General features: G+C 35.9%; 18 protein-coding genes. 9 read left to right on the forward strand and 9 right to left on the reverse strand.

Annotated features, from left to right (window positions below):
• Positions 1–142: 142 nt before the first annotated feature.
• The 8 genes from ggt to J3U14_RS00730 form a co-directional block, all read right to left on the reverse strand.
• The gene (gene ggt, locus J3U14_RS00695; protein WP_267351554.1) at positions 143–1846 is read right to left on the reverse strand and encodes a gamma-glutamyltransferase; all 1704 of its coding nucleotides are present in this window, start codon (positions 1844–1846) and stop codon (positions 143–145) included.
• A 290-nt stretch (positions 1847–2136) separates the two neighbouring features.
• Positions 2137–3498, reverse strand: a complete 1362-nt coding sequence (gene celB, locus J3U14_RS00700) for a PTS cellobiose transporter subunit IIC (RefSeq protein WP_267351552.1) — start codon at positions 3496–3498, stop codon at positions 2137–2139.
• 14 nt (positions 3499–3512) lie between these two features.
• Positions 3513–4004 carry a hypothetical protein gene (locus J3U14_RS00705; RefSeq protein WP_267351550.1) on the reverse strand — a complete coding sequence of 164 codons (492 nt, stop codon included), beginning with the start codon at positions 4002–4004 and terminating at the stop codon, positions 3513–3515.
• A gap of 12 nt (positions 4005–4016) precedes the next feature.
• Positions 4017–4358, reverse strand: a complete 342-nt coding sequence (locus tag J3U14_RS00710; RefSeq protein WP_267351548.1) for a PTS cellobiose transporter subunit IIA — start codon at positions 4356–4358, stop codon at positions 4017–4019.
• 2 nt (positions 4359–4360) lie between these two features.
• Positions 4361–6370 (reverse strand): BglG family transcription antiterminator, encoded by a 2010-nt coding sequence (locus tag J3U14_RS00715; RefSeq protein WP_267351546.1) that lies wholly within the window; start codon positions 6368–6370, stop codon positions 4361–4363.
• Between the two features lie 151 nt (positions 6371–6521).
• Complete coding sequence (locus J3U14_RS00720) at positions 6522–6839, reverse strand: PTS cellobiose transporter subunit IIB (RefSeq protein ID WP_220216684.1); 318 nt, start codon at positions 6837–6839, stop codon at positions 6522–6524.
• Between the two features lie 51 nt (positions 6840–6890).
• Positions 6891–8327 (reverse strand): 6-phospho-beta-glucosidase, encoded by a 1437-nt coding sequence (locus J3U14_RS00725; RefSeq protein WP_267351544.1) that lies wholly within the window; start codon positions 8325–8327, stop codon positions 6891–6893.
• Between the two features lie 384 nt (positions 8328–8711).
• A complete protein-coding gene (locus J3U14_RS00730) occupies positions 8712–8939 on the reverse strand; it encodes a ChaB family protein (RefSeq protein ID WP_220216686.1) in 228 nt (75 codons plus the stop codon).
• A 557-nt stretch (positions 8940–9496) separates the two neighbouring features.
• On the opposite strand from J3U14_RS00730, the gene J3U14_RS00735 reads away from it, so the two are divergent.
• From J3U14_RS00735 to J3U14_RS00775, 9 genes are read left to right on the forward strand one after another with little or no spacing between them, the layout of a single operon-like run.
• On the forward strand, positions 9497–11890 hold the full coding sequence (locus tag J3U14_RS00735; protein ID WP_267351542.1) for a type VI secretion system Vgr family protein: 2394 nt from the start codon (positions 9497–9499) through the stop codon (positions 11888–11890).
• A 2-nt stretch (positions 11891–11892) separates the two neighbouring features.
• Positions 11893–12822: a hypothetical protein gene (locus tag J3U14_RS00740; RefSeq protein ID WP_267351540.1), complete on the forward strand. Its 930-nt coding sequence runs from the start codon at positions 11893–11895 to the stop codon at positions 12820–12822.
• 28 nt (positions 12823–12850) lie between these two features.
• Positions 12851–16867 carry a toxin VasX gene (locus tag J3U14_RS00745; protein ID WP_267351538.1) on the forward strand — a complete coding sequence of 1339 codons (4017 nt, stop codon included), beginning with the start codon at positions 12851–12853 and terminating at the stop codon, positions 16865–16867.
• Positions 16868–16894: 27 nt separating this feature from the next.
• A complete protein-coding gene (locus J3U14_RS00750) occupies positions 16895–17722 on the forward strand; it encodes a DUF6708 domain-containing protein (protein WP_267369535.1) in 828 nt (275 codons plus the stop codon).
• 44 nt (positions 17723–17766) lie between these two features.
• Entirely contained in the window at positions 17767–18600 is an 834-nt protein-coding gene (locus tag J3U14_RS00755) for a DUF6708 domain-containing protein (RefSeq protein ID WP_267369537.1), read from the forward strand.
• A gap of 43 nt (positions 18601–18643) precedes the next feature.
• On the forward strand, positions 18644–19471 hold the full coding sequence (locus J3U14_RS00760; RefSeq protein ID WP_267351537.1) for a DUF6708 domain-containing protein: 828 nt from the start codon (positions 18644–18646) through the stop codon (positions 19469–19471).
• Positions 19472–19514: 43 nt separating this feature from the next.
• Positions 19515–20354 carry a DUF6708 domain-containing protein gene (locus J3U14_RS00765; protein WP_267369539.1) on the forward strand — a complete coding sequence of 280 codons (840 nt, stop codon included), beginning with the start codon at positions 19515–19517 and terminating at the stop codon, positions 20352–20354.
• Positions 20355–20400: 46 nt separating this feature from the next.
• Positions 20401–21240 (forward strand): DUF6708 domain-containing protein, encoded by an 840-nt coding sequence (locus tag J3U14_RS00770; RefSeq protein WP_267351534.1) that lies wholly within the window; start codon positions 20401–20403, stop codon positions 21238–21240.
• Between the two features lie 43 nt (positions 21241–21283).
• Complete coding sequence (locus J3U14_RS00775; protein ID WP_267369541.1) at positions 21284–22120, forward strand: DUF6708 domain-containing protein; 837 nt, start codon at positions 21284–21286, stop codon at positions 22118–22120.
• A gap of 99 nt (positions 22121–22219) precedes the next feature.
• Here J3U14_RS00775 and J3U14_RS00780 read toward each other — a convergent pair whose 3' ends face one another.
• Positions 22220–23212 (reverse strand): MDR family oxidoreductase, encoded by a 993-nt coding sequence (locus J3U14_RS00780; protein WP_267351236.1) that lies wholly within the window; start codon positions 23210–23212, stop codon positions 22220–22222.
• Positions 23213–23520 lie beyond the last annotated feature (308 nt).

Here is a 23520-nt window from a genome sequence, read left to right on the forward strand (position 1 = left end):
GCGATAAAAAGCCCGTCAATGAGACGGGCTTTTTATTTACTTTTTACCATACTTATCTAGAAAAAATCTAAGTGTAATCCTAATCATTGATAGCACAATTTACCCAACACATTGATTCTTTATGTAATCTTAAATCTATCCTCTAATTGACGATAATCGCTTGACCTCTTCCACGGATATCTGACACGGCTTCTGGTTTATTATTATGAATTTTAATCACTTGAATATCTCCGCTAAAATCTTGTTGCACGAAGCGATATCCCATGTTTTCTAACTCTTTTTTAAACAAATTCGGTACAGTTGTTTGAAACCGCTCAACAAAAATCACATTGTTCGGCAATAATTGGTGGTGATAACGTACCGCATCCACTGCATCTTTTAATGACATCTTATTATCATAAACATTAGCCACGACTTGAAAAATAGATGTGAAGATGCGCGAACCACCAGGGGTACCTATCACCATTTCTACATTATTATTTTTGATAAATAGGGTTGGAGACATGGATGACAATGGACGTTTATTGGGTTCAATGGCATTTGCATCATTACCGACCACACCGAATTGATTGGCAATACCGGGCTTGCTACTAAAATCATCCATTTCATTATTAAGTAAAATACCTGTACCTTTGACAACAATAGCCGAACCAAACCAACCATTTAACGTATAAGTATTTGATACTGCATTTCCCCACTTATCAACAATTGAAAAATGCGTTGTTTGTAACTTTTCATGTTGCCAGTCTAAACCCGGTTTCACTTGCTCAGTTTTCGAAATCGCAATAGGATTAACTTGTTTGGCACGTTCAACTAAATATTGTTGATCGATAAGTTTTGCAACGGGGACACTGATAAAATCAGGATCGCCCATGTATTCGGCGCGATCAGCAAAAACACGTTTTTCAATTTCTGCTAATAAATGGATATATTGCGCAGAATTGGGCTTAATATCCTTAAACATATCAGCTAATACTTGCTTCATTAATAATAGTTGAACCAGCCCAATGCCACCGGAACTTGGTGGGGGAGCGGTAACGATTTGCATATCATGCCAATTGGCAATCAAAGGATCACGCCATTTAATCTGATAATTTGCTAAATCACATTCAGTAATAAAACCATTATTGTTTTTCATTTGTTGGGCGATCAGTTTGGCTGTTTCCCCTTTATAAAATCCGTCACGACCAAACTGCGCTATTTTATTTAAGACGTTGCCTAATTCAGGTTGTTTAAATAGTTTATTGGTTTTCATATTACCAAAATATTGCTTAAAATAACCGTTGTTTGGCGCAGTCACAACCGCTTCTTGATAACGTTCAATAAGTTGCGGTGGGACAATAAAACCCTCATTAGCAAGGCGTATTGCTGGCGCCATCACTTCTTGCCAGGTTAATTGACCAAAGCGTTGATGAACAGCCCACATACCGGCAACCGTACCCGGTACACCAGAAGCTTGATGAGAATAAAGACTTAAATCAGGGATGACTTCATTATTACTATCTAAAAACATGGTTTTAAAGGCATTATGGGGTGCAACTTCACGATAATCGATAAAATAAGGTTTTCCATCCATCCAAAGTGTCATAAATCCACCACCGCCAATATTGCCAGCCTCAGGATAGGTCACGGCAAGGGTAAATGCAGTAGCCACGGCTGCATCGGCTGCATTTCCACCTTTTTCAAGTATTTCCTTCGCTGCCATAGCACCATAATTATCCGGTGAAGCAACTGCACCTGCTTCTAATTTTAGTTGATGAGTTTCAACAGCAAGCACTTGCTGAGATACCAATAAAAACAAAGCAAAACAGCAATACTTAATGAATAGATTTTTCAAATAGGACATACAACACCTCCTGCTAAATACATGATAACTTCCCCCACTTTTGTCGCTAGGCATCGTTATTATTAATGTGAAAAGCGAGTCAAAAATTGAAGTGGAGGAATAGATGAATATAGCATAGAAGATTCATGCATTGAGTAAATTATGTTCAGTGATTGTTAATGGACGTATTGATAATTCAACACAATTTTTAGTTTGCAAAAACTCATCCAAAAAAATCACGATTAATGAATGATTAATCGTGACTTAAATTAACACTTATAAATTGATAAAACGGTTATACTCGTTTATTTTCAATCGGCTTCGACAACTTCTTGAACATCATCAACTGGTTTGCCTTGCTCTTCTTTAAATAATTTATTGTCATAAAGTTTAACAAACGGAAGATAAATAAACAGAGCTAAAATAGCAGACAGTATCGCAACAATGGCCGCCTTATAATCTCCGCCTGTCCCGATAAAGGCGCCTAACCCCATTGGTGACGGCCAAGGAACTAAAGCAATAATGGGATTCATAATACCCGAACTAATAGCAAAGTAACCTAATGTTCCACATGCCATTGGCGCTAAAAAGAAAGGTAAAGCTAAATAGGGATTATAAACAATCGGCATACCAAAAATAATCGGCTCATTAATATTAAATATGGCAGGAACAGCGGACGCACGACCTAAAATTTTTAACTGGCTTGATTTAGCAAAAAAAGCAATAAAAAACGTCATTAACAGTGTCGAACCTGAGCCGCCTAAAATGACTAATGAATTATTAAATTCACCCGCGAATGGAATATGTGCACCTGCGGTATTTTCGGTCATATTGGCTAACATAATTGGCGTAATAAACGCCCCAATAATGCTTGCCCCGTGAATCCCTACAACCCATAATGCATGGATTAAAAAAAGAATAACCATAATCCCTAACCAACTTTTGGTTAAGTTAGTCACAAACGTAAACGGAATACTGACAATATCAAAGATATCTGTCCCCATAAACACTAAAAAGCCATTTAAAATAATGATACAAAAAGCAATAACAAACGTTGGAATCAACGCCGTAAAGGAGCGTGAAACACCTAATGGTACGGTTTCGGGCATTTTAACAACCCAATTTCGTCTGACACATAAAAAATAAAGATGCGTGGCGACTATTGCCATGACAATAGCAATAAAGATCCCCGATGTGCCTAAGCGAAACACAAAAGGCGTTAAACGTAGACCATTAAACACAAGGTTACTTTGATCACTGAATAATGTAATCACCCCATTTTGCATGACTAATTCCGGTAAAGTCATAAAAAATGCAAAAGCCGATAACATTGCACCGTTAAGGGCATTCACTTTTAAGCCTGTCTCCTCAGCTTCAATTTTTGTTAATTCATAGCCCACAACAAAATTAAAATAGAGCGCTAAAATACCGATTGTAGCGGTATTGGCAATCATATACAGATCACTGACCCGAAAAAACGTATTTTCAAAAAAACCTTCTAACCCCGTGAATGTCATTGGCAAGGTATTAAAAACTAAAAACATAGAGCCAACAATTGAAAAAGGTACTGATGCCATACCGGCAGCCATTACCGCGCGCACAATTTTAAATTGTGATATTTTTGCCATTGGTGTCATTAAATACTTTTGTAAAAACACAAATCCGGTATTCATTTTGTTTTCCTCATCTAATTAATAATTTCTTCATAAGCTTGGATTCGTTTAAAATGTTTATCCTCGTTACGTTGAATTTTTGCCAATCTTTTAAGCATTAAAAAAGCCATTACACCACTCCCAATTAGTAGCCCCATGATCGTATTTAAAACAGGTTGCGAATCTTTTAAAAATGGAAAAAAGAGATGAAATAAAGATGTATAAAGGGTGATAACTAACACGCCACACATTAAAAGCATCATTTGAAAAAATAACTTAGCAAATGGTAGAAAGTTATCATGATTGCGATAAAGCTTTACTTGTTCAAAAGCGGTTAATGTACCCAAAATAAAAAGCGTAATAGGCAAAATAGCGGTGTAGGACTTCGAACCAAGCAAAAAAACAGCCCAGTAAAGATTCAAAAATAGCAAAAAAGCAGTCGAGTAGCGAATCGCTAAAAAACGATTAAAATAAAGATTAGTTAAACTCAATTTTTTAGACTTATCAAATTGGGCGTTTATCATCATTGCTTAACCTCTTTAGTTAGCCGATAGTTGATCACATCTTTGATATAAAAATGACATCTCAATTGCAATTTCACGCATTGTCATGGTTGTCATTAAATGGTCTTGAGCATGCACCATAATAATTTCCATTTCGATTTGCATACCATTGGCATAAGATTGCAGTAATTCGGTTTGAGATTGATGGGCTGCTAAAATTTCATGATTAGCCTCTTCAAGAAGTTGATTAGCCTGGTCAAACTTGGCTGTTCGCATTGCCTGAAAGGCTTCATGGATTTTGGTTTTGGCATTGCCGCTATGCAAAATAATATTAAAAGCGACTAGTTGAATATCTTCTGAGCTCATTTTTTGAATCATTGTTACGCTCCCTTTTCTATAAGTTTAATAAACAGTGATTTAAATTCGGAAAAAGTTTGGCATTGTAATAATTGGTGTTGCATCGCTGAATCATCAATCAAATTGACGATTGCTTTCGTCATCATTGCTAAAGAAGGATTTTGATAAACAGACGGTGAAATAAGAAAAATAAAGCGAATATCAGGGTAGTTTTTATCCCAATAGACACCATGAGGAATCAGCGCTATCCCCATTTTAGATAATCTTCCGACAGGAACAGCAGGATGCGGTACCACAATGTTAGGACTAAAAAAGATATCTCCTAACACCATTCGTTTAGCCATTTGTTTAATCATCTTTGATTTATAACAACAGGCTTCATTGACCGCTAAACGCTCCAATAAAAGATCTAAAATATCGTCTTTCGTTAATGGACATTGGCAAAAATAAAAGTAATCAGCAGTCACCTCTTCAACGACTTGCTCAAGATAGGACAAATGACTTTTTTCATTGACGATATGAGTCGATGACATCAAGTTCAGATTGGATGAAGTTATGACATGACGTGAAGAAAGATAACGCCGAATTTTTTGCACATCTTCTTCAGTAAAAAAAACAGAAACATGAAAAACCGGAATTTTAAAGACTTTAGCAGAAAGATCAACTGAAGAGATAATAAAATCCACTTCGTTTAACATGTCGGGTTCAATTTCATAATAGCCTCGGGTATCAATAATTTTAATACGCTCATCAAATTCACACTCGACCCGATTTTTTAAAAGCTGAGCGCTACCCAATCCGGTTGCACAAATAATTAATACTCTCATTTTTTGCGCATTTTTCAGTTTTTCAACGGAAGCCAAAAAGTGCAGGGCTAAATAACCCCATTCATCATCAGGAACAGTTAACTTAGTTAGATTAGGGAGTTGTTTAAAATAGTGCTTAACTAAGTCAAATAATTCGGGCGAGCAGGTTTTGATCTCTCTAAGTAATGGATTTTCAAGTTTGATATTTTGCGCTAACCTTACTAACATCGGTTTTAAATGTTGAACCAAGCCATTTTTTAATTGCTCATCTTTCAAAAATTGATAGCCTGTTTCAAGCTGAATCTTAAGTAATAAATCGGTTAACATTAAGCTGAGTTGCGCATCTAAATCTTGTTGGATAAAGTTAGATTTACTCATCAAATGCAAGGTTAAATACATCTGTTCTTCTTTCGGAAAAGCAAAACCAATTACTGTCTCAATACGATCAATTATTTTTTTCGCAACGTGAAATTCCAATGAACTTTTAGTTGTTTCTGGCATATCCAAATTTTGAATGGTCAGACCAGATTGTAAACGTTTAATGCTTAAAGAAAGATGCAACACAATATTTTGCATCATCACATCGGACAATTTTATGTTTGCTTCACGACACTCATCTAAAATAATAATGGTTAACGTGTCAAAACTGATTGCATCACTAAACTTATTTAAATAAGTTAAACGCTGCAAAAAGTTCATGGATTCTTCATGAAAAAAATAGCTCATAATAAAATGACGTTTGGCTTTTTCTGCACCGTCCACATAAAATAGTTGTTTATTTTTCTTTAAAGTCAGTTCGAAGGGTTGAAGCTGATTTTTTATTTCCAGCATATCTTTATTGAGTTGTGATGAACTAATAAATAACTGTTCGGATAATGCTTCAATATCGATTTTTTGACATTCCAGTAATAGCAGATTAAGAATGTAGTGTTTGCGGTGACAGACTTCCCGTATATTGGCTTGTTCTTCATGCCGATCTAATAAATGATGTTCAATCAAAAACGAATTAAACGCCGTTCTATCCAAGATTTGCAATTGATAACCATAGCCTTGTTTACTGACAATTTTGGCGCCATTACATTCAATCAATGCTTTTAAATCGTTAAGATAAGTACGAACAGTTCTATCGGATAATGATAACTCAGTTGCCAGCAACGCACTGCTTTTAAACTGATTTTTTGAGCCGACTAATAGGCTAATAAGATCGCGTTGTTTATTTTTAATCATTATCATCCACACCTATAACAGCTAAAAAGATAAAGAATAGTGTGGTTGCTTTAGTTTGCTAATCAAACACACTCTAAGCAACATCGCCGGGCGCCGACCCTAAAACGGTCAAAAAACGGCGCCCAATACTGAAAACAGCAATGATCTAAAATTATTGGATATTTTCCTCAATCAATTTCGCTAATTGTTCAATCCCCGAAGGGGTAGGGATATAAGCTTGAAAAGGAATACTGACAACAGGCTTACCGACTTCATCGCCCAATTTTTTAAATTTATCTAACATCATCATTGTTTGTGGACTAATTAAAAACAGGGAAAAATCACTATTTTTAATCATATTACTGCCTTCGGTTGCTGAAACAGCATCAACTGAAATCGCCTTATTTTTATTGGTAAAATATTCGGTTGCTTTTTTTGCCATTAACGATGAAGACATACCCGCAGCACAAATAATTAACGCTTTTTTCATAGCTTCTCCTAAAAAGTTGTTATCCATAAAATGGGTTATAAATCAGAATTTTTATAAAACTTCGCCATTTGACTCTATCACTTTTTTGTACCATGCAAATGAATCTTTGCGACTACGTTTTAACGTGCCATTGCCTTTGTTGTCCTTATCGACATAAATAAAACCATAACGTTTTTCCATTTCGCCCGTGCCTGCCGAAACTAAATCGATACAGCCCCAAGGGGTATAGCCCATTAAGTCAACACCGTCTTGCAAAACAGCCAGCTTCATTTGCTTAATGTGTTCACGCAAATATTCAATACGATAATGATCATGTACTGCACCATTAGCCTCGACTTTGTCATAAGCACCAAAACCATTTTCCACGATAAATAACGGTAAATGATACATATCCGTAAACCAATTTAATGCGTATCGCAATCCTTCAGGATCGATTTGCCAACCCCAATCCGATTTTTTGACGTATTGATTACCGATCAAATCGGTTTTTTCATTAAATTCATAACGATCGTTGCCTGCTTTATGTCTGATCGCATTGGACATATAATAACTAAAGCCAATATAATTGACGGTGCCGTTTGCTAGTACCTCTAAGTCTTGGCTGGTTACATCTAACTTAAAGCCTTTATGTTGCCAATATTTGATAATATGATTTGGATATTGACCATGAACATGCACATCGGCAAAAAAGTATTTACGTTCCATGACTTTTTGCGCCATTAATATATCACTCGGCTTACAGGTTTCGGGGTAGATAGGTACAAAAGCAATCATACAACCGATTTGAAAATCGGGATTGATCGCATGACCAATTTGCACGGCTTTAGCACTGGCAACTAACTCATAATGAGCCGCTTGATACATAATTTCTTCACGATTATCGCCAGCTTGATAATAAATACCTGAATTGGTAAACGGCGCAAAATCCTCATCAAAGTTGGCTTGATTATTAATTTCATTAAACGTCATCCAATATTTGACTTTATCTTTATAACGATCAAAACACACTTCGGCAAAACGAACGAAAAAATCGATTAATTTTCGATTACGAAATCCACCATATTCGGTGACTAAATAATAAGGCAATTCAAAATGTGAAAGGGTGACAACGGGCTCAATATTATATTTTAAACATTCATCGAAAAGATCATCATAAAACTTCAAGCCTTCTTCATTTGGCGCAAGCTCATCACCTTTAGGAAAGATCCGTGTCCAAGCAATTGACGTTCTAAAACATTTAAAGCCCATTTCGGCAAAAAGTTTAATGTCGTCTTTATAATGATGATAAAAGTCGATGGCTTCATGATTAGGATAATACTCACCTTCAATAATTCCTTCGGTAATTTTACGATAATTTTTTGGCGAACCAACGGTCATGACATCGGCAACACTTATTCCTTTTCCACCCGCTTGCCAAGCCCCTTCTAACTGATGAGCAGCAACCGCTCCTCCCCATAAAAAATCTTTTGGTAAACCTTTATTATTCATAATCAAGCACCTATGTTTGTTGACGATTCAAATTTAGTATAAAAGGAAAAATAAAGAATTACTAACCAACATTTTCCGTATTGATAAGGAAAATATCGGTGCAATATGGCAGGTTTAGCAAAACAGCAAATACAAGAAAGGAGAAAATAAAACATGAGGAAAATAAATTAATTATAGTTGCCAGATATCAACCACAACGTTAAAAGAAATTCACACTATATATTGATCATCACAATAGAAATCGGTATTAACCATAAAAGAGTCTATTTGACTGAGTAAGGGCTTCAGATTTGACAAAATATCACACTAGATTAAACATATGAATAAGCCAACTATCATAGTTGGCTTTAGTATTGTTCTAATACTCAAATCATATTGATAATATTATTTAGCTACCCATTTGCCGTTTTCATCTTTATGATAAAGTTTTTCAACTGCCGACCAAGCAACACGAAAGGCAACTTGCTCAGGCGGACTATTGTCTCGTCGTTTTTTCGGATCTTGGTATTCCTTAATCGCACTATTAAATGCCTCTTTAAATATATCTTGAGCATGTTCTGGCAGTACATGACGTACGGATTCAGGTAAATCATTGCGTGTTTTGTATGGCATATCATATCCCCTTTAAAGATGAATTATACATAATTGCAAAATTAATGGTGGGTAAATAGCGTCTGAAAAAGATTACTGAACATTAAAGTTTTACACATTCAATACAATAAGGAATTAACAAAAAATAATCAATCATAATCTCTAAACCGATGTATGAAAATATTCAAATATGTTTCCATTGACAATAAAACCACAAATTACATCGATACTACACAATGTCAACAACACAGTTTTCCCCCAAAAATTAGGTTTAGTTAAATACCGATATCTCACCCTATTAAATTTTAAATAACGACTAATAAGTAAAATTTACTAAGTAACAACATTAACGTGTAATGTAAATTTACAATAACAATGTACTAATTGATTGAAAAATTAAGTAATCAATCAATGAAACCACTAATCTATATTATTAATTTATTGGTTGATTTATCACTAAAAAAAAGGTAATTTATAAACTTATTGATTACTCATTAATCTTTTTTGCATTTAATAACTTTAATAAATATTTACAAACATTATTTTGTATGGGATATGCTTTGTAAGGGAATACTCGGATGTCAATTTCAAATCAGTCTTTGCTTAATCTAGTTTCTGCCGGTCTTAATGCCTTTAAAGGTAGTGACACCCCCCAAAATCGTTATATTCTTAAACTTGATAAATCCAGCGAATTAGATGATATTTCCATTTATTCGGTCGACCTTCAAGAACAGCTCGATAACCTGTGGCAATATACCATTATATTTACGACCGCTAACCGCTCACTGTCAACCGATGCAATCTTAAAACAACCAGCATCGTTTTCGTTTTTACCGGCGTCAATGAATGCACTGGTTGGTGGGATAAGTTCACTGGATAAACGACCGTCAACCCGCACCGTTCATGGCGTGGTAACCGAGTTTAGTTTACTGTCGACCAGTAAAGATGAAGCCCGCTATCAAATCGTGTTACAACCTAAATTAGCCCTATTAAAAAACAATATAGGTTGTGCCATATATCAAAATCAAAGTGTTGTTAGTGTGGTGGAATCAATCTTACGCCAACATGGTTTTACCGGCATAGACTACCGCTTAGAATTAACGCAAACCTACCCGATAAGAGAGCTGATAACGCAGTGGAAAGAAAGTGATTTAAACTTTATCTTGCGCTTACTGGCAGATGTCGGGATATGGCTACGTTTTGAAACGCATGCTGAACATCATTGTGGGGTGATTGTACTGGGGGATGAACAACAAGCCTTTACCAAACATGGTAGCATACTATACCAGACCCCAAGCGGAATGGGAGACCGCAGTTGTGACAGCATATGGGCATTATCGCAAACCACACACACTACATTACAAACCGTCACAGTAAACGATTACAATTATCGTCAGGCAAAAGATAACATGCTATCGACCGCCAACACGGCTGTCAATTCAACCACGACATATGGTAACGATTACCGATACGATGAACATTACAAAAACCGACGACAAGACAAAGAAGAAAATGTTGTAGAAAGTGGGGAATGGTATGCCAAAATCCGGCATCAGCAGGCAATCAGCCACCAACAGATTATTTATGGATATTGTAATGATTTTACGCTGACACCGGGGCAACAGGTGTTTATCGAAAACAGTCCTTTAGATAACATTCAAGACGGCGTAATCATCTTAACCACACGGGGCAGGGGAGACCGCAGTCAACCTTATCAAATCGAATTTACGGCAATACCATTTAATGTATTAATCCCTTACCGCCCACAAGTGTTACCTTTTCCGGAAATAAAAGGGACACTACCGGCCAGAGTGACCAGTCCTGACAATGATACGTATGGTTACATTGATATACACGGTCGTTATCGGGTCAAGTTTAACTTCGACTTAGCACAGTGGCGCAGTGGTGAAGAAAGTTTATGGGTTAGACTGGCCCGAAGTTATGCCGGCAATCAATATGGCTTCCATTTTCCGCTGATTGACGGCACAGAAGTTGCCATCGCCTTTACTAACGGTAATCCCGACCGCCCGTATATTGCCCATGCCCTGCATGACAGTGCGCACCCCGACCATGTGACGACAATAAACAAACACCGTAATGTGATTCGTACCCCAACCAATAACAAGTTACGTATGGATGACAAACGGGGGCAAGAGCATATCAAGCTGGCGACCGAATACGGTAAAACACAACTCAATATCGGGCATCTTGTTAACAACAACAAAGAGCAACGGGGTGAAGGGTTTGAACTGCGTACCGATGAATGGGGGGCGATTGCGGCGAATCGAGGATTGTATTTGACCAGTCAGACCGAGCCGAAAGCGCAAGGCAAGCAACTGGATATGCAAGGGGCAATTGCCGAACTGGAAAATGCGTTATCGATAGCTAAGGCACTCCAAAATGCGGCGGAACAAGCGCAAAGTCATGCGCCTGATGTTGATTCACAACAACAATTACAAAGTGCAGTAACCAATATATCACAACCTGGCATTCTTGCTTATGCCCAACAAGGCATAGCGTTAACCAGTCCAGAAAATATCCAGCTTACCAGTGCCAACAGTGTAACGGTGACAACGTCAAACCAGACGGATATCACGGCGTTAAAAAATATTACCGTATCCACATCAGAAGCGATTAGCTTACTGGCACAAAAATCGGGGATGAAAGTGTTTGCTAATCAAGGTGATATCGATGTACAAGCCCAAACCGACCAACTAGCCTTGGCGGCAAAACAAGATATACAAATAAACAGTGTCGACAGCAAAGTAGGCTTTACCGCAGCGCAAGACATGACGTTTGTTTGTGGTGGCTCGTACATCAAAATCAGCAAGGCAGGGATTGAACTCGGCTCGCCAGATAATGTTTATCTTAAATGTAATGCAATGCAAAAAATGTCACCTGCGACCCTAAACAAAAAAATTCAACTAAAATCAAGCGAGTTAGATGTTAAACTCTGTACCGAAATGGATTAAATATGCTTAGAGAATTAAATAAAAGAGCCAGTTTCAACAAATATCGCTATCTTTTAGTTGATAATAAAATCGCACTTAATTCGGTCAGTCCATTATCACGTAGAGGATTACAGAGTTTATATGGTGAAGATAAATCATTTGGCGAAAAAAAACTTACAACGGTTTTACGCACTGATTTAGATTATGATCCAAGCGTATGCCCAACATTAGTTATGCTTGCTGAACCTTATCAATTTTTAGAACAAGCAATCATTGATAAAATCACGATGCAAGCCTCGGTTGAATGTTTTTGGTCAAAACGGTATATCTGTGCATTTATTGTCACCGATCTTAAACCGTCAATATTGGCAAAACAAATTATTAATATTGGAAATCACATCGCTAAAACATTGCGACAACATTATTATCCCTTTTTTGAACCTTTCCGGATGCAATTTTTACATGAACTTGGTTCAGACCAAGACAACGCATGGCTCAAAGCGCAATTTTCACAAATTGAAAACTATTATTATCCGTCAATTCACAATGGAGAATTCATTCCTTATATAAATAAAGACGAATCAACAATAGAACAAGGTTGGAGTGTTGAATACTGTGAGCGTTTAAAAAAATTAAGGGTCATTCGCACGCTTGTTAATGCATGGGCAAATAACCGCACACGATTTGAGGAACAAAAAAATGTGCCACTTGAAAAGCAGGTAATTATACAGGCAACACAATTAATTGAACAAGCTGACAAATTAGGCTTAACCGATGCTGCTGATATCCTGTTTTGGGGATTAAATGGATTACGGTATCAACATCTATTTACTACACATCCACAAGTACTTGAACAGATCCCTAAAGCACAACTGGCACCCGGTACATTCTCTAAACATGTCATTAACGCCAAGATTAACCTTGAAAGTCAAATCCATTTATTAACAGAATAAAGAAAAATAAAGAATTAAAGAGTATACGATGAATAAAGCAGAAAACATTGTCATAGAAAATAAAAACGAAGCCTGTGGTAATTGCCTGGCGTGTGGTCGTACAGGAATACCGGTATTTTTATTGCGTCAGGCGGTGATAAAAATGAAACCACATAAAACGGTTGGGGCGGATCCCGATTATCAAGAGTTGGCAAATTATACAAAAAATTTAAATTTTAAATCACGAATGCCCGATGAAGAATTAAACGAATACGGTTATATTTTACGAACTTTGCGAGACGGTTACATCTATGTAATGCAACAACAAGGTGAAGATATAAACAGTCGAATAATCCATACATATGAATGTATTGAAGGGGCGTTAAGGTTAAAAAACAACCACGAACTCGCTTGTACCGAACCAAGACCATTATCAAAAGCCTGTAAAAACCACTGTCACACTATTCCGGCAGCATTTATTCATCTACAACAAGACTATACTCAAGCATGGGTAGCATACAGTGCGCAACCTTGGAGTACAACAGCCGTTGAAGATTATCTAAAAGAGCAAGACAATCAAGTATTATCTCGTTTTACCAAAATAGATATTACTAATTTAGCTCAGTCTCCGGCAGAAGCAACCGGTAACCGGGCTGTCCCGTTTACCGATATCTTTGGTCAGGTAAATAATACCGAAACCCCAAGCAAAGTATTGGAGTTTCGTTTTGATGATAATGAATTACCTTTCTTTGAATCGGCGCATACCTTTAACAGTTTTAAACAGCAAAAAAAACAATTTGCAACGCATGCTAGCCAGTTATATAAAGGATCGAAACCAATATCTTGTGGTGTTGTATTAGAAGACACATTTGGCATTGCCGAAGAACTTAACACACAGCGCATTGTACATCTGCATCAATTTAATGAACAGCCACTGACTGACGATGAAATCAATTTAGCGGAAGAAACAATAAACGGTTTTGACGATATTGATAATTTGAATAAAATTTATGCACAACGTGCGAAAAACATGTTCAAAACCATTAATCCAAAGTTACAGCGACAATTTAACTATTATAAACCGGTTATGTTCAAAAAACGCATGATATTGCAATTAATTGAACAATACCGATCTTCTATTATATCTGTTTATGATCAACAAATTGCAAAAGTACAAGAAGAGATTGAAAATTTTAAAAATTCGGGTCTGGACACTGTAGGCTATAATGGCATTCCCGAATCGACAAGAATGCTTACTCGTGTAAGCAGTTTATATGCAGAAAAAAGGGAAAAGCTTGAGGATTTTGATAAACACATCAATCAAGGTGAAATTAAAAAATTCGATATTGAATTAGAAAAAGCATATAAAGAAGTAGTGAACTACCATAAAGAGTGGTCATTAGACTATTTTACGTATGCACGTTGGTTATTTGGCAAAGATGGCTTTACCTCAGCTTTTACTGAAACAAAACCGCTTAGCGTCAATACCAACCATTTTTGGCAACGTGAATTTGATTTTAGCAGTCAAGAAACGCAACTAGTCTATCTATCACAAGTGACAAATATGTTACTCGATTCCACCCATTCCGAAATAAAATTGGATGAAGACAGCGCATTATGGGACGAACTACTCAGTAATCCTGAAAGTATTTACTACATCAGTGAATACGATAACCCTAAAGGAATCGATCATGATAAAGAACTTTATGTTGATCTGACTGATAATAGTCTGTTAAAACCCCTTGAACTGATATCACAAGCGACTAAATTTTTTTCGGTTATTAATCGTTATACAGAAAAAAAACATAATATCGAGTTAGAAAATAAAACAAAAGTATTACTTGAAAACAAGCAACGAGCAGAAGCTGAAATCGAACAAAACCAACAAAAAATAGCCGAATTGGAAAAGCAAAAGCAAAACATTCCAGCCAGTGATCCCGCTGCACGTGAACAGCTTAGAAAGTTAAAGAGGAGCTATGAAACCCAAATTCAGCAACTTAACAAAGAACTTAAAGCCATTGAACAACAGCTATCTAATCTTACCCAAACCGCCGAAGCGGCAGTTACACTTGAAAGCAAACCGCTAGCAAATACAGCACTAAAAAAGCAGGCAATCTTGGCGAAAGATACCTTACGTTTTCCAATTAAAACCGAGTGGATGCGATTAAATGCGTTTGATCAACTAGCTAAACTTGGGGCTTTGCCGGTTGAAATTAATGTGGAAGTGAGACCCGCAAATATTGCTAAAATTCAGAATTTATTCACCCAAATGCACCGGTCTTTTTTTAATAGAGGCATTTATCACCCACACGAACTTGCCTTTCTCGACAATTTTGATATTGATGAAAAGCCAGTCAAAACGGGATCGGGCAAAGTGCAAAAGGTTAAATTTACGTTATGTTTTCCTGACGTACACACTAAAACTTTATTTGTTAACTTTATAAACAGTATTAATGGCAAATTAAGCCCTTATAATTTAAAACAATTTATGGAGCAAGCCTATAAAGATTATTTCAAATTAAAATATCAGCAAAAAATACGTCTTGAAAGCTTAGAACATGCTAATCGAGGCAAAACAACCACGACCCAAATATTGAACGAAACCAGTGATAAAAACACCAACCGAGCCAAAACCAAAATCGATGACAAAATTGGAAAAGTAAAAGATGTTGTTGTGTTCAATGAGAATCAAAAAAATCAGAGTAGTATTAAAATTGATCTAGAAGAAGCTGAAAATGAAATCAAAAAAGGAAAATTTACCTTTAAAATCAATCTTGCGGTGGGTGGGGTATTAGGATGTATTAATTTAATGAATATTAACGATATCCTGAAAGATTGGGATAAGGTTAAAGAAGGAAATGGCGCTCAACAAGCCCAACAACAGCTACTTAAAGAATTGTTATCATTAGGACTTCTTGCTGTTGATATAACTAGCCAATATAAAAATATCAAATTAAATATGCAACTAAAAGATGCGCTTATTGCAGGCAAAAATGTAAGTCTCCTAAAAGCTAAAATTAATTTAAATAGCATGATATCTACCACGGTCAATAAAGTATTTGGGGTAATGTCTATGATCGAGGCTGCTGGGGAGTTATACAGTGCATTAGATATGATGAATATGAAAGATAAACGTTACATGGTATCACGTGTTATGGGGGCTTTAATGTCAGGAATTGGTTCTTTCCTGCTTATATTAGCAGGGGGATGGGTGATTATACTTATTGGTGCCATTTTAGCGATTGCAGGTGCAATTATGATTATGTTCAGTAAAAAATACGATAATTTAACCCCTATTCAACATTGGTTAAACCGCTGCTGTTTTGGCAAACAGGCAGAGTTTGATTATTTGGGCTATAGCGCTTATCGAGAAGAGGATTACACTGATCACAGTGGTTTTGGTTTAGCTTTAAATGATTATGCAATAGCGACTTATAATATTCAAACTTTTTTGCATGTAAAAAAATTGAATATTACACCACCACAAATTCCGACATTAAATTCAGCTAATCGATATCAAAGGCATATCTATTTTTATTTGAATATTCCAAAATTTGCAAGCTTAAATGAAAAGGAAAACCTAACTGTTTATATTAGGTTTTTTATCAAAAAATTTGGCGAAGAAGATAGTTATATCGATGTAAAATATCAAGCAAGCACAGATAAAGGGATCAAATTAAATCATATAAATGACCCATTAGGTGTAAATGGTTATAAAATAATATTGGATAAAAAGCAATTCTTTGAACAATATGATAATCTTACATCAGAAAATGCGCAGATAAGTAATTTAGTGCATCCAAAGCATATCCGTGAACCATCTGAATTTTTATTAATCAAAACTTTACCTGACGGCACTAAAAATGTGTTAACCCAACCCCCAAACGATAATATACCTTATATGATTTACGAAAAACCAAGTGATCTTGATATGGATGGATTAACCGTTGATATATGGTCAGCAGGAAGTAAGCCCAGATATTTTATTAAAAAGTACCAAATAATTATTCAATACAATAATCGTGAAGAAATACCACTAATCATTACTAAAAAAGGTAAAATTTAACTAAACCATTAAAACAAGGAGAATATAATGGCATCAAAATACCGCCCACAAATACCCGGTTGTATTGGCGATTTAGATAAAGGCACAAAATATATATCTGATGCCGATAATCGACTGCTTTATGCTAATGATAATTATTGTGTTTTCATTCGAAAACCGAAAATAGAACAGATTGGTCATACATTGGGTTATTTATTAGCATTTATTCTTTCGATTCCAGCAACTATTTTATCGATACTGTTAGTTTTTGTATTCAATACTTCACCATATGATGTGAAAACTGAAATTTTAGGTATATCATGTTTTATATGTTGTTGTTTGGGGATTTATGTTATTTTACCTGAATTATACCAAAACTTATTTACTCGCCAAGGTGCCCCAATCATTTTTAACCGTAAAACAGGTAAAGTGTATGTCAACGAAAGCTATTTTTTTAATTTTAAATTTTTAAAAAATCCGCTTACCTATTTACACCCGAATAAAAAGCGTATTAAAGAGTATGATTGGGCATATTTACAAGGGGTAGTGGTGCATAACTTTTCCCGATATTCACGCAATAGCGTCATCTTAATGGTGTGTAAACCCAATACCTATAAGACAATCGATCATATACTGTTAGACCCATTACGCGTTGGTGTAGGCAGTTATTTTGTCTGGGGTTGGGTTAATAATTTTATGTGTGCAAACGATTTAATCAGTTTAAATGACGGCAAATACAAGTCGGAACAAGAAACTCAATTTAAAAAAGAGATTATAGAAGGTCAAGGTTGGCCAGACTGGATGGTCGAAGCGTTTAACGCCACCACGCATGACGAGCTAGCCAATATCAAACAAAAGTATAATGTTGAGTCATAATAAGCTTGGATATAACGCTATATAATAAGGAATCAGGAGTTAATATGACATCAAAATACCGCCCACAAATACCCGGTTGTATTGGCGATTTAGATAAAGGCACAAAATATATTACGGGGCCAGATAATCGACTACTCTATGCCAATGATAATTTTTGTGCTTTCATTCGGAAACCGAAATCTGAACAGATTGGTCATACATTGGGTTATTTATTAGCGTTTATTTGTTTGATTCCAGCAACTGTTTTCGTATCTCTTATAGTCTTTGTATTTAATACTTCAAATGATTATGATGTGAAAATTGAAACTGTATGTATATTCGCATTGATAGGTTGTTTTTTAGGGTTTTATGCGATTTTACCTGAATTATACCAAAACTTATTTACTCGCCGAGGTGCCCCAATCATTTTTAACCGTAAAACAGGAAAAGTTTATGTCAACGAAAGCTATTTTTTTAATTTTAAATTTTTAAAAAATCCGCTTACCTATTTACACCCGAATAAAAAGCGTATTAAAGAGTATGATTGGGCATATTTACAAGGGGTGGTGGTGCATAACTTTTCCCGATATTCACGCAATAGCACCATCTTAATGGTGTGCAAACCTAATACCCATAAAACAATCGACCATATATTGTTAGATCCTCTGCGCGCTGGTATAGGCAGTTATATGGTCTGGGGTTGGGTCAATAATTTTATGTGTGCGAACGATTTAATCAGCTTGAACGATGGTAAATACAAATGGGAACAAGAAACCCAATTTAAAAAAGAGATTATAGAAGGTCAAGGTTGGCCAGACTGGATGGTCGAAGCGTTTAATGCGACCACGCATGACGAGCTAGCCGTCATTAAACAGAAGTATAATGTTGAAGCGTCATAATAAGCTAGGATATCAAAAAAACAATAAGGAATAAGGAGTTAACATGGCATCAAAATACCGCCCACAAATACCCGGTTGTATTGGCGATTTAAATAAAGGTCCTACATATATTTCGGATGCCGATAATCGACTACTTTATGCCAATGATAATTATTGTGCATTTATTCGTAAAATAGAGGAGGATCAGATTTTTTATTCAGTGATATTTACTGTCGTTATTTTATTCTTACCTATTGCAATGTATATGTCTTTTCAATTAATTTTATTATGGGATAGTAAAGATGAGATTTATTTTTTGATTCTACCTATATTTGCAGAGGTCATTTCAGTAGTCGCTATGTATCTTATAATTCCTGAACTTTATCATAATTTATTTACTCGCCGAGGTGAACCAATCATTTTTAACCGTAAAACGGGTAAAGTGTATGTAAACGAAAGTTATTTTTTTAATTTTAAAATACTACGCAATCCGTTAACCTTTTTATACCCCAATAAAAAACGAATTAAAGAATATGATTGGGCGTACTTACAAGGGGTAGTGGTGCATAACTTTTCTCGAAACTCACTGAATAGCACCATATTAATGGTGTGTAAGCCTCATACCCATAAAACAATCGACCATATACTGCTAGACCCATTACGCGCTGGTGTAGGCAGTTATCTGGTCTGGGGTTGGGTCAATAATTTTATGTGTTTTGATGATTTAATTGACTTAAACGAAGGCAAATATAAGACTGATGAAGAGCTCAAATTTAAAAAAGAGATTATAGAAGGTCAAGGTTGGCCAGACTGGATGGTCGAAGCATTTAATGCCACCACGCATGACGAGTTAGCTAAAATCAAACAAAAGTATAATGTTGAAGCGTCATAATAAGCTAGGATATCAAAAAAACAATAAGGAATAAGGAGTTAACATGGCATCAAAATACCGCCCACAAATACCCGGTTGTATTGGCGATTTAGATAAAGGCCCGACATATATAACGGGGGAGGATGATCGCCTACTTTATGCCAATGATAATTTTTGTGCCTTCATTCGTAAAACAAAATCAGATCAAAATTTTTATTCATTTCTTTTTCTTTTAGCTCTGCTCATGAGCGCTATAGGAATTTTTGCAGGAGTCAAATTATTTTTTATACCTATAAATTTTGATGATAGAGAAGATATATATGCTTCATTGGTAACTATAATTCTTTCATTGACTATGATATTTGCTTTTTTTAATATTATTTTGCCAGGTTTATACCAAAATCTTTTTACACGTCGTGGAAGCCCAATAATTTTTAACCGCAAAACGGGTCAGGTTTATGTGAACGAAAGTTACTTTTTTAGTTTTAGAATTCTTTATAACCCAATTTATCTTCTCCACCCCAATAAAAAGCGAATTAAAGAGTATGACTGGGCGTATTTACAAGGGGTAGTGGTGCATAACTTTTCTCGAAACTCACTGAATAGCACCATATTAATGGTGTGTAAACCTCATACCCATAAGACAATCGACCATATACTGCTAGACCCATTACGTGCTGGTGTAGGCAGTTATCTGGTCTGGGGTTGGGTTAATAATTTTATGTGTTTTGATGAGTTAATCGACTTAAACGAAGGCAAATATAAAACTGATGAAGAGCTCCAATTTAAAAAAGAGATTATAGAAGGTCAAGGTTGGCCAGACTGGATGGTCGAAGCATTTAATGCCACCACGCATGACGAGTTAGCTAAAATCAAACAAAAGTATAATGTTGAAGCGTCATAATAAGCTTGGATATAACGCTATACAATAAGGAATCAGGAGTAAAACCATGCCATCAAAATATCAACCCCAAATCCTTGGATGGATAGGTGATTTAGATAAAGGCGGTAACTATTTAACAGGTGCCGATCAACGTTTATTGTATGCTAATGATAATTATTGCGTTTTTATACGTAAAACTTTATTCGATCAACTTTTTTATCTTTCACTATGTTTCATATTGCTATGTATAAGTAGTCCGATTCTTTTTTTTGGCGCTAAATTATGTCATCTTCTATTAGAGTTCACAATGAAAGAAGATCTAACTGTATTCATTATTATAACAATCGGTTTAATCACTTGTATTTTTGCTTTATACGCAATAGTTGTTCCTTGTTTATTCCAAAACCTTTTCACTCGTAAAGGCAGCCCCATTATTTTTAACCGTAAAACCGGTAAAGTGTATGTCAATGAAAGCTATTTTTTTAATTTTAAGATATTACGCAACCCTTTAACCTTTTTGCATCCCAATAAAAAACGTATTAAAGAATACGATTGGGCGTATTTACAAGGGGTGGTCGTGCATAACTTTTCCCGATATTCCCTCAATTCCACTATCTTAATGGTATGCAAACCCAATACCAATAAAACCATCGACCATATTATGTTAGATCCGCTACGCAATGGCATTGGTAGTTATCAGGTTTGGGGTTGGGTTAATAATTTTATGTGTGCCAATGATTTAATTAGTTTGAATGACGGTAAATACAAATGGGAACAAGAAACTCAATTCAAAAAAGAGATTATAAAAGGTCAAGGTTGGCCAGACTGGATGGTCGAAGCGTTTAACGCCACCACGCATGAGGAGTTAGCTAAAATCAAACAAAAGTATAATGTTGAAGCGTCATAATAAGCTTGGATATCAAAAAAACGATAAGGAATAAGGAGTTAACATGGCATCAAAATACCGCCCACAAATACCCGGTTGTATTGGCGATTTAGATAAAGGCCCGACATATATAACGGGGGAGGATGATCGCCTACTTTATGCCAATGATAATTATTGTGCTTTTATTCGTAAAATAGAAGAGGATCAGATTTTTTATTCATTTCTTTTTCTTTTAGCTTTATTTATGGCAGTGCCAGGAATTTTTATAGGATTCGAATTGTGTTTTAGTCTTATAAATTTTCAAGATGAAGAAGATATATATTTTTTTATGGTAGATATTGTTGGTTTATTAGCTATGATATTTGCTTTTTTTAATATTATTTTACCAGGTTTATACCAAAATCTTTTTACACGTCGTGGAAGCCCAATAATTTTTAACCGCAAAACGGGTCAGGTTTATGTGAACGAAAGTTACTTTTTTAGTTTTAGAATTCTTTATAACCCAATTTATCTTCTTCACCCCAATAAAAAGCGAATTAAAGAGTATGACTGGGCGTATTTACAAGGGGTAGTGGTGCATAACTTTTCTCGAAACTCACTGAATAGCACCATATTAATGGTGTGTAAACCTCATACCCATAAGACAATCGACCATATACTGTTAGACCCATTACGTGCTGGTGTAGGCAGTTATCTGGTCTGGGGTTGGGTCAATAATTTTATGTGTTTTGATGATTTAACCGACTTAAACGAAGGCAAATATAAGACAGATGAAGAGCTCCAATTTAAAAAAGAGATTATAGAAGGTCAAGGTTGGCCAGACTGGATGGTCGAAGCATTTAATGCCACCACGCATGACGAGCTAGCTGGCATCAAACAAAAGTATCATATTAAGCCATAGTCAACACTTACATAATGTATTTAAGATCAACATTTTTTTGTCGGTATTGATTGGCTTGATTATCTTAATTTGAATGCTTTTAAGGCGTCAAGATTAACTTTATTTTTTCACATCAACCACATATCGACCTTTTATTTGTCCTGCTATCATTTTAGTGGCGATATCATTGCAGTCGTTTAAAGTTATGGTCTTGCCAATATGGGATAGCATTGATGCATCAAGATGTTGGGATAATAACTGCCATGCCGCTAAACGATGTTGATAAGTTGCCATTACACTATCAACACCGGCTAATGTTACACCACGCAAAATAAATGGTGCAACCGTTGCAGGTAAGTCCATACCTTGTGCCAATCCACAGCAAGCTACTATGCCACCATATTGTGTTTGTGCACACGCATTTGCAAGTGTGTGTGACCCAACCACATCGACAACGGCAGCCCATTGTTCTTTTTGGAGTGGTTTGCCTGCTTGTTTTAATGGTTGGCTGTCAATGATATTGGTTGCACCAAGTTTGCGTAGGTAGTCTTGATCATCCATTTTGCTGGTCGAGGCTGTTACGCTATAACCTAATTTGCTTAGCAGGGCAACAGCAATGGAACCCACGCCACCACTTGCACCCGTTACAAGAATAGCGCCATTTTGCGGTTTGATGCCGAAATCAAGCAGTCGTTTTACACATAAGGCGGCGGTATAGCCGGCAGTACCCAAAACCATTGATTGATAAGGGGTGATATTTTGTGGTAACGGAATTAACCATTCTGATTTTAAGTAGGCATATTGTCCTAAACATCCCCAGTGGGTTTCACCACATCCCCAACCGTTTAAGATGACCATATCCCCTTTTTGATAGTGACCATTTGCACACTCAATGACACTACCCACGCCATCAATACCCGGTATCATTGGCCATTGTCGGACAACGGGGCTTTTGTTAGTGAGTGCTAATGCATCTTTATAGTTAATGCTTGAGTAGTGAACTTCGATTAATGTGTCACCTTGCTGAAGTAATTGTTGTTGGGGGACGGTTTTTATAGAACTTGTAAAACCGTGGTTTTCATCTTTTTCTAACACAATAGCTTTGAATGACATGGTTATTCCTTATTACATTTGGCAATCTAAGGTATGTTTACTCACTGAATTGGTAGAACAGGTAGTCAGTGAACAGGCTGATTTAATGTTGCTAGACAGTTGGTCTAAAAATTATAGACCGATTGTCTAGTCTATTGCAACAGATATTAATCAAGCTATTGATGCGTTAAAATTGCCATCAATCGTATTAACTAATGGGGTTAATTTTACGCTTATTTTAGTCAGCCTAAACTTGTATAACGGTTTAAATATAAAAAAACCGATATTTGTTTGATCACCAATATCGGTTTTAATGGGGTTGTTATATT

The organism is Gilliamella sp. B3801 (assembly GCF_026536645.1).
Taxonomy (GTDB): Bacteria; Pseudomonadota; Gammaproteobacteria; order Enterobacterales; family Orbaceae; genus Gilliamella; species Gilliamella apicola_I.

What these genes read in the sequence shown, in the direction of transcription:
- ggt (WP_267351554.1), bottom strand. Translation starts at nt 1,846, where the DNA reads ATGTCCTATTTGAAAAATCTATTCATTAAGTATTGCTGTTTTGCTTTG.
- celB (WP_267351552.1), bottom strand. Translation starts at nt 3,498, where the DNA reads ATGAATACCGGATTTGTGTTTTTACAAAAGTATTTAATGACACCAATG.
- J3U14_RS00705 (WP_267351550.1), bottom strand. Translation starts at nt 4,004, where the DNA reads ATGATGATAAACGCCCAATTTGATAAGTCTAAAAAATTGAGTTTAACT.
- J3U14_RS00710 (WP_267351548.1), bottom strand. Translation starts at nt 4,358, where the DNA reads ATGATTCAAAAAATGAGCTCAGAAGATATTCAACTAGTCGCTTTTAAT.
- J3U14_RS00715 (WP_267351546.1), bottom strand. Translation starts at nt 6,370, where the DNA reads ATGATTAAAAATAAACAACGCGATCTTATTAGCCTATTAGTCGGCTCA.
- J3U14_RS00720 (WP_220216684.1), bottom strand. Translation starts at nt 6,839, where the DNA reads ATGAAAAAAGCGTTAATTATTTGTGCTGCGGGTATGTCTTCATCGTTA.
- J3U14_RS00725 (WP_267351544.1), bottom strand. Translation starts at nt 8,327, where the DNA reads ATGAATAATAAAGGTTTACCAAAAGATTTTTTATGGGGAGGAGCGGTT.
- J3U14_RS00730 (WP_220216686.1), bottom strand. Translation starts at nt 8,939, where the DNA reads ATGCCATACAAAACACGCAATGATTTACCTGAATCCGTACGTCATGTA.
- J3U14_RS00735 (WP_267351542.1), top strand. Translation starts at nt 9,497, where the DNA reads ATGTCAATTTCAAATCAGTCTTTGCTTAATCTAGTTTCTGCCGGTCTT.
- J3U14_RS00740 (WP_267351540.1), top strand. Translation starts at nt 11,893, where the DNA reads ATGCTTAGAGAATTAAATAAAAGAGCCAGTTTCAACAAATATCGCTAT.
- J3U14_RS00745 (WP_267351538.1), top strand. Translation starts at nt 12,851, where the DNA reads ATGAATAAAGCAGAAAACATTGTCATAGAAAATAAAAACGAAGCCTGT.
- J3U14_RS00750 (WP_267369535.1), top strand. Translation starts at nt 16,895, where the DNA reads ATGGCATCAAAATACCGCCCACAAATACCCGGTTGTATTGGCGATTTA.
- J3U14_RS00755 (WP_267369537.1), top strand. Translation starts at nt 17,767, where the DNA reads ATGACATCAAAATACCGCCCACAAATACCCGGTTGTATTGGCGATTTA.
- J3U14_RS00760 (WP_267351537.1), top strand. Translation starts at nt 18,644, where the DNA reads ATGGCATCAAAATACCGCCCACAAATACCCGGTTGTATTGGCGATTTA.
- J3U14_RS00765 (WP_267369539.1), top strand. Translation starts at nt 19,515, where the DNA reads ATGGCATCAAAATACCGCCCACAAATACCCGGTTGTATTGGCGATTTA.
- J3U14_RS00770 (WP_267351534.1), top strand. Translation starts at nt 20,401, where the DNA reads ATGCCATCAAAATATCAACCCCAAATCCTTGGATGGATAGGTGATTTA.
- J3U14_RS00775 (WP_267369541.1), top strand. Translation starts at nt 21,284, where the DNA reads ATGGCATCAAAATACCGCCCACAAATACCCGGTTGTATTGGCGATTTA.
- J3U14_RS00780 (WP_267351236.1), bottom strand. Translation starts at nt 23,212, where the DNA reads ATGTCATTCAAAGCTATTGTGTTAGAAAAAGATGAAAACCACGGTTTT.